The organism is Bacillus sp. JJ1474 (assembly GCF_036965225.1).
Taxonomy (GTDB): domain Bacteria; phylum Bacillota; class Bacilli; order Bacillales; family Cytobacillaceae; genus Cytobacillus.
Genome location: NZ_JBALPC010000007.1, coordinates 41,938 through 49,378, shown reverse-complemented (window position 1 = coordinate 49,378; position 7,441 = coordinate 41,938). Strand labels below are relative to the sequence as shown.

Sequence of the window (7,441 nt, the reverse complement as noted above, 5' to 3'; positions counted from 1 at the left end):
CAAAACCCTTACATTGAACGCTCCAATGTTAGTGTTTTTCTACTAAATCAACAAAACACTAACATTGGACGCTCCTATGTTAGTGTTTTTCACTAAATCCAACAAAAACCTTACATTGCACTCTCTCTATGTTAGCACTTTTTGTTAAGCTTCTCTAAAACTCCCAGATTAAACCTTCCTATGTTAGCGTTATTAGCTAAGACCATCCAAAACACTTACATTACAGTTATTGCATAATAGGAACAACAAAAACTATTTCTCCACATAATAAGAATACCTGCCTCGTCCCATTTGTTTAAAGTTTTGTGAAAGCAGCCTTCTCATAGTGGTCCTTGAGTCTATTTTTAACCAGTCCATACTCTCACTTATGGTGATTTTCCTATCTGGAAAAAGAAACCTAAATTCCTCTATACCGCGTAAAGCTGCCTCGGCAAGTTTTTCATGGCATCCACAAACTTTACAGATTAAACGAGTACTCCTAATCTCAATATTAAACGAATGACAGCTAACACAGGTTATTCCTTTTTTCAGTTCTTCATAACTATAGCTTGGCAATCTCATATAAGGGGACTTCTTAACATGCATAGATGCTAATCGTTTTGCAAAATTAACATGGCTTTCTTTGTAGTTTATAGAGTTTTTGCTTAATTGTTTTTTTAATCGGTTGAGTTGTGTTGGAAAAAAAATCGGAAGGTTTAATGGCGCTTGGTATAAATAAAATTCGGGGTTAATGAAAATGAGGTATTTTTCAATGGGGGTGGTGACTCCAAATTCCTCAAGCAATCCCCGAAGAAGGGATTCATTTCGTTCTAACTGGTGTAAAGGGTTCCTTATTCCGACACCTGATAAGGTATACCACTTATCATCCTTGATAAAGTAATCACCCTCATAATTTTTCGCTTCAAAGATAATAATTTTTTCTGAAGATATATACAGCGTATCAATTTGAAAAACAGCATGATTATATTCAAGCATTAGGTCATTTAAAATTAGCCAGTGGGTTGAAAGAGGCTCTGTTAATACATCAAACAGTAACTCTCCTTGAAACCCCTTCTCTAGGCTGCAATAATAACTCTGCTCCGTTTCAGTTAGATTTGATCGTACATTTAATTGCCGTAAAACCTTTAATTCTACCGGTTCCACACGGGCTTTAATAAGCATATTCCACATCCTATTCTTTGTTTGATTTGAGTAACCTTAAGAGATATTACTTAGCTTGAAGATAAGATTAGAATTTTTATAGAGGATACCTTAATTCTAAATCTAATCAAAATATTATCAATACTTTCCACAAAGTAACCCCCTACCCTATCAAACAGGCAGAGGGTCTGCTATTCATTAAATACTTATTTCCAGCTCGACTCCGGCCCCTCTCCTTCAAGGCGCTTCATGAATTCTTCCGCTGCGCTGTAGCCTTGCTGCTTTAAGTACCAATTATTGGCGGCGGCTTCGATTAATCCAGCCACATCTCGGCCTGGCTGGAGCTGAATTTGTATATGAGGGATCTGAACACCCATGTATTCCGTAAACTTGGACTCAAGCTCAAGCTCGTTATTAAGATCATCCTTTTCCCACTTCGTTAATTCGATATCAAGAGCGATCCGGGTTTCCTCTTGGAAAGCCTTCCTTCCATACAGACGCACTACATTTAATAGTCCAATGCTGCGCAGAGCAAGGAATTCCTTATTCATTCCATTATGGGAGCCGAGAAGCGTTTGCGGGCTAAGTTTTTTCAGCACAACGATGTCATCGGCGATCAGTCGGTGTCCGCGTCCGATTAGCGTATGGGCGGTCTCACTTTTTCCAACGCCTGATTTACCTCTCAGCAAAATGCCGATCCCTGAAACGTTCACACATACACCGTGTACAGCAATTTCGGGTGCTAGGGTTTTGACCATAAAGGCATCAAGCTTTGCAATAAATTCGTAAGTGGATTCCTCTGTTTGCAGCAAAGGGATCTTCTCTTCGTTACAAAATTGGGTCAAGTACTTCGGATTTTCCTGATGTGCGGTCACGATAATACATGGAGGATTATATTTAACAATATTGCCAGCACGGAGCTTCCTCTCATCATCATCTAACGTCTTTAAATAATTTACTTCATGCTTCCCAAGAATCTGAACATTTTCCATCGGTAAAAATTCAAAGAAATCGATAAATTCTAAGCCCGGTCGAACGGTTTTCGGTTTCGTAATGATCCGGTCCAATTGATTCTCTCCAGCTAAAACCTCTAATTTAAACTGCCGAACTAATTGTTCTATCGTAATGGAGTTTCCGCTCATCACACTCTCCCTCCCGTTTCTTTAAATCTAATATTCTTTTAAAAATAATGTTTGTTGATTTTTGAAACTAAGCGATCAAAAAATGAAGCATATGGTTCGGTAAAATTCTCTCCCTTTTTCCGACCATATGAGCAAATTAGTAAAAATTTAATAGCGCTTTCAAAAAAGGGTACTAAGCCCTATGTATGATCAAATTTCAATTGTAGGTCAATACCTATCCTGCATTTCCCCTATAATACTAATTACAAATGAACGTTACAACACTATTATGCAATCTGTTATAAAATTGTTAAATATTTGGGCATTTACTTATTTACGTTTGAATAAGAAAGAAGTTTCAACCTTGATAAATACATTTCTAATACATTCCAACAGGCGGAATTATATTCCACCTAAACGAATATATACTCAATCAAAAAGAGGAAATGTTCGCATCCCTAGAGAGTATTGCCAATATTACAAAACAAACGGTTGAAGATACGATAGAAGTAGATCGTGCATCGAAAGAGGAAATAGAAAAAATAAATAATTTAGAGGAAACAACTCTTTTATTAAAGGGATTTGCGGAAAAGCTTGAAGAATCTATTTCTACATTTAAATAATTTCTTAAAGGAGGAGAGAGAGACAAAACGTATGTATCTGTCTCTCAATTTTTTTATAGCGTTTCTATGTCGCCCTTAAACCCCCAATATCTCCCTAATATCTTCATCCGTAAGAGCAGACATCACACCCTCCTTGGATTCTATGACCTCTTCTATTAAATGGCGCTTTTTCTCCTGCAGTTCATTCACTTTTTCCTCGATGGTCCCGCGGGATATAAGCTTAATGACCTGCACCGTTTTCGTTTGCCCGATGCGATGAGCGCGGTCTGCAGCCTGCTCCTCGACAGCCGGATTCCACCAAAGATCATATAGAATAACCGTGTCAGCACCAGTCAGGTTGAGCCCTGTGCCGCCCGCTTTCAAGGAAATGAGGAAAAAGTGGCGCTCCCCTGCATTGAATTGATTGCATAAATCCACACGTTCTTCGGATGGAGTTTGACCATCCAAATAGAAGAAAGGCAGACCTTGTTTCACCAGTTCTCTGCCAATAAGCGAAAGCATTTTTGTAAATTGGGAGAAAATCAGCACCCTTCTTCCTGAAAGCCTTGCCTCTTCAATTAGCTGCATGAGCTGCAAAAATTTTGCTGAGCTTCCTTTATAGCCGTCTACGAACAAGGCTGGATGGCAGCAAATTTGTCTTAATCTTGTTAATCCTGCAAGAATCCGAATGCGATTTTTCCTGAGTGTGTTCTTGTCCAAATGTTTAAGCGTGTCATGACGAAGCTTCGCCAAATAGGCTGCATACAATTTCTTCTGATCCGGGAACAGCTCTACTGATATCACCGCTTCATTTTTCTCAGGAAGCTCTGACAGAACATCCTCCTTCAGCCTGCGAAGCAAGAATGGACGAATTCTTCTGGATATCGTCTTTTTTGACAAGTGACTGTATTCCTGTAATCCCATAAATAATTCTGGAAAGACAACGTGAAAAATCGACCAAAGCTCCTCAATCGAATTTTCAATAGGCGTCCCGGTGAGGGCAAAACGGTGGTTCGCCTGTATTCTTTTCACCGCTCTCGCTGTTTGCGTGATCGGATTTTTAAAGGCCTGTGCCTCATCGAAAAACACAGTATGGAAGGCCTGTTTCTCGTACCATTTGATATCTCGGCGCAGCAGGGGGTAAGAGGTAATAACGACATCCATTTCTATGCAAGCCCTTTGCAATTGGACCCTCTCTGCTTTACTGCCATCCATCACCAAAGCTTCTATTTCCGGAGCAAACTTCATCAATTCGCTAAGCCAGTTATAGGTTAATGAGGATGGACATACGATCAGAACAGACTCCCTCTTCTCACGGATATCCGAGAGCTCTGATAAAATAAACGCAATGCTCTGCAGTGTTTTCCCAAGTCCCATATCATCTGCAAGAATCCCTCCGAACCCATAGCCGGCAAGGGTTTTCATCCACTTAAAGCCTTGTTTTTGGTAATCCCGCAAAATAGGCTCTAACTTCTCTGGAACCTTGTCCTCCAAACTTGCAGGATTGCGAAGCTTTTCTAAAAACTGCTTAAACGATTCCTCCAATGTAAAGGCTTGGCTCCCCTCTGCCGAATCTAGCAGCCGAAGCCCCTGAACAATCGGGACATTCAACCCGCTTTCTAAATCTTCATCTTGGGCAGGAACAGCACGCAGGAAACGTTGTATTTCTTCAAACTCCCGTGTTTCCAATGAAAGCAACGATCCGTTTCGCAAACGATAATACCTTCTTTTTTCCTCCAAAGCTTGTAAAATATCCCGGATTTGCTGTTCAGGTATGCCGTCCATTTCAAATTTAAACTCCAGCCAATTGGTGCGTTCCTTCTTGACCCTCACCCTAATTTGCGGACGGGCGTTTTCTCTGAAAATCCGATTTCTTACCGCTGTTGTGGCATAAATCTGCATAAGCTTCTCCAGCTTTGGAACGGTGTAGCATAAAAACTCGAACTCTAGCTCTTCATTTTGCAAAAAATAACCGCCATCTGTTTTACCGAAGGAGCTATCCTCCATCAGCTGAAGGATCGCGTCTTCCTTTTCCTCGTCCCTTATGAGCATGATGCTCAAAGGCGGTTCCCGTCCCTCTAGCGGGTTGATGACGATATTTTCATAATGAAACTCAAGCCCAGCGAGCAGACGATTTTTTACCCGATCCAAATAAAGCTTCGCGATTAATGGAGCCCTCACAAGCCGATTAGCAATGGCATCTGATATACGAACATTTCCGACTTTTTTCAAGCCCGGAATCACTTTTTCCAAAAAAAAATCAACCTGATTGCTCGAAATCGGAATTTCATTCGTTCCGGTCGTTTCGAGCATTTGTTTCAATTCCATTAGACGCCTGCAGTCTTCTTCTTTCAGCTGAATGATTCGCCCATCATATAAGACTGCCCTGTATAAATCCATCACCATCAAACGGTCCATTCCGCTTATACGCAACTGATATCCTTTTCTTTCACTTTCTTCAAAGTCAAACTGTAACGGAAGCCCCTCTTCTGACAACCGTAGACCTTCAAACGTATTTCCGGCATACATTAGCTTAACGAGTGGAGCCTTAATAAGGAGAGGAAGAAGTCGTCCCCAAGAAGAAGACGGAATCATCACCATGTGGTCGCTTTTTGCACCGTCCGATTGATTTGACAGAGAGGCCTTTTCATCTTGCCTTACTTGAAGGAGCTCCTGAATCACATCATCTGTTTCCTTTTGAAAGCAATGAATCCCCGAATCATACGTGAATAGTGTAGAAAGCTCGCAGGATTGGCCTGCCCCCATTCTATCCAGAAATCCCCGAATATCCAGGACATGAACAGGGCCTACTTTTATTTCGACCCCCATCATCCATGAACCCTTGCCCGTATCCACCGGTTTACAGATGAGTTCAGCAGGAAGAACTTGTCTATTTTCAAAATGAAGCTGCTCGCCGCTTGACCGAACGGGCTGATCGTTGAAAAGCCGAAGCAGCCCCTCCGTCAGCAAATCATTCTGCATCGGCTCTGCCCCTTGACGCTGCCGATCGTACATAGCTAGCAAAACAGCCGCAATATGCTGGCAATCATTTTTAACAGAAGCAAGCTTTGGACAGCTACATGCGGTCTTTAGGCCGCCACTTTCATTCATTTCAATCGTCACATTGAAGTCTTCCGTACCTGTAACTGTAGCTTCACAGCAATTATGACTGTATTTATTTATCTTTATCTTTCCCGCACGATAAAAAGAGTCTCCTCTTTTGAAGGAGACAGCACCGCACATGTCTTTGATCATTTTTTGAGTTAAATGCAGTTCCACATGTACCGCTCCTTTCTGAGGATACGTTCATACATATTTTAATCATACTCTGCAAAGAGGATAAAAGGCAAAAATGGAGGGAAACTCTCCAACCACGAAGAAACAATATTCTTTTCAAAAAAATGAAAAGCAAGCCTAAGATGGTTGTGCTCCCCATCTCTAGGCCTGCTTTATCTGCTTAGACAACCAACCGTATCCCATTCCCAGCTGGGTCACTTGTCACATAATAATCCTCTTCCTCTTTAACCGATGCACCGATTCCCTTCAACTGTGCAACCACGTTGTCTCTAGCTGCCTCATTCGGAAAAACAAGTGTGTACCATTTCAAACCTACACTATTTTCCGGAGGGGTTGGTGCTCCGACTCCCTGCCAAGTATTGATGGCAATATGATGATGGTAGCCTCCGGTTGATAGAAAGACAGCTTGCGGGTAGTAGCTAACAGTCTGAAAACCAAGGCCCTTCGTATAAAATTCCTCTGCCTGATGGAGATCCGCTACATGCAGGTGAATATGCCCCATCAGAGTATCAGCAGGCAAACCAGTCCACTCCGCATTACTTTCAGCCAAGATTCCTTCCCCATCCAGCTGTTCCGTTGCCATATCCACTAACCCATTCTTCCAATTCCATTCATCAGACGGGCGGTCACGATATACTTCGATTCCATTTCCATCTGGATCATTGAGATACAAAGCTTCACTCACATAATGATCGGCCGCTCCAAATCGGTAGCCAGTCTGAAGCAAATGCCGTAAAAAGACAGATAAATCAGCTCGGGTTGGCAGCAGAATGGCAAAATGATATAAACCTGACGTACGGCCAGTTTTCGGGACGACATCTGCAGGCTGTTCAAGTGTGACTAATGGAGTTTTCCCATCAGTTGTTAGGACAGCTTTATGACTAGTTTCTTCTAATATATTGAAGCCCATTAAATTTTGATAAAAATTGATTGAGGCTTGTAAGTCTTTTACTTTTAAATTCACTTCTCCAACATAAATATTTGGTTTCTTATGGAAGCTGTTCATCCTCATTACCCCTTTATAAACGTTTTTTTTATTATATGCCTAATACATATAAACTAACGTATTGATAATTATATTTAATTGGAGATATTTTAATTTAAAACATTAGTAAAGTAAAGGGGATTCTATACAACAAAAAGGTAAGCTCCTCTAATTTTTGACCGGAGCTTACCATACCCATTAAACTATTAATCTAACAATAACTCTTTCTTATTAAAACAATTATTTTACAGTTTCAGCCTTCTTGCTCAAATCCGGAAATGGAATCGGTTCATCTG

Annotated in this window: 5 protein-coding genes; 1 reads left to right on the top strand and 4 read right to left on the bottom strand. The window is 41.0% G+C overall.

Translation table 11 applies throughout. The annotated features are described in order from the left end of the window. Positions 1-252: 252 nt before the first annotated feature. Positions 253-1,161 carry a nuclease-related domain-containing protein gene (locus tag V7164_RS01055; RefSeq protein WP_335353218.1) on the bottom strand — a complete coding sequence of 303 codons (909 nt, stop codon included), beginning with the start codon at positions 1,159-1,161 and terminating at the stop codon, positions 253-255. A gap of 185 nt (positions 1,162-1,346) precedes the next feature. Further along, positions 1,347-2,282 (bottom strand): HPr(Ser) kinase/phosphatase, encoded by a 936-nt coding sequence (gene hprK / locus V7164_RS01050; RefSeq protein WP_335344813.1) that lies wholly within the window; start codon positions 2,280-2,282, stop codon positions 1,347-1,349. 425 nt (positions 2,283-2,707) lie between these two features. Between hprK and V7164_RS01045 the strand changes: the two genes are divergently transcribed. Further along, a complete protein-coding gene (locus V7164_RS01045) occupies positions 2,708-2,884 on the top strand; it encodes a hypothetical protein (protein WP_335344814.1) in 177 nt (58 codons plus the stop codon). 75 nt (positions 2,885-2,959) lie between these two features. Here V7164_RS01045 and V7164_RS01040 read toward each other — a convergent pair whose 3' ends face one another. After that, positions 2,960-6,142 carry a DEAD/DEAH box helicase gene (locus tag V7164_RS01040; protein ID WP_335353217.1) on the bottom strand — a complete coding sequence of 1,061 codons (3,183 nt, stop codon included), beginning with the start codon at positions 6,140-6,142 and terminating at the stop codon, positions 2,960-2,962. A gap of 178 nt (positions 6,143-6,320) precedes the next feature. Continuing rightward, positions 6,321-7,166 (bottom strand): VOC family protein, encoded by an 846-nt coding sequence (locus V7164_RS01035; RefSeq protein ID WP_335344816.1) that lies wholly within the window; start codon positions 7,164-7,166, stop codon positions 6,321-6,323. Positions 7,167-7,441: the final 275 nt, after the last annotated feature.

What these genes read in the sequence shown, in the direction of transcription:
- V7164_RS01055 (WP_335353218.1), bottom strand. Translation starts at nt 1,161, where the DNA reads ATGCTTATTAAAGCCCGTGTGGAACCGGTAGAATTAAAGGTTTTACGG.
- hprK (WP_335344813.1), bottom strand. Translation starts at nt 2,282, where the DNA reads ATGAGCGGAAACTCCATTACGATAGAACAATTAGTTCGGCAGTTTAAA.
- V7164_RS01045 (WP_335344814.1), top strand. Translation starts at nt 2,708, where the DNA reads ATGTTCGCATCCCTAGAGAGTATTGCCAATATTACAAAACAAACGGTT.
- V7164_RS01035 (WP_335344816.1), bottom strand. Translation starts at nt 7,166, where the DNA reads ATGAACAGCTTCCATAAGAAACCAAATATTTATGTTGGAGAAGTGAAT.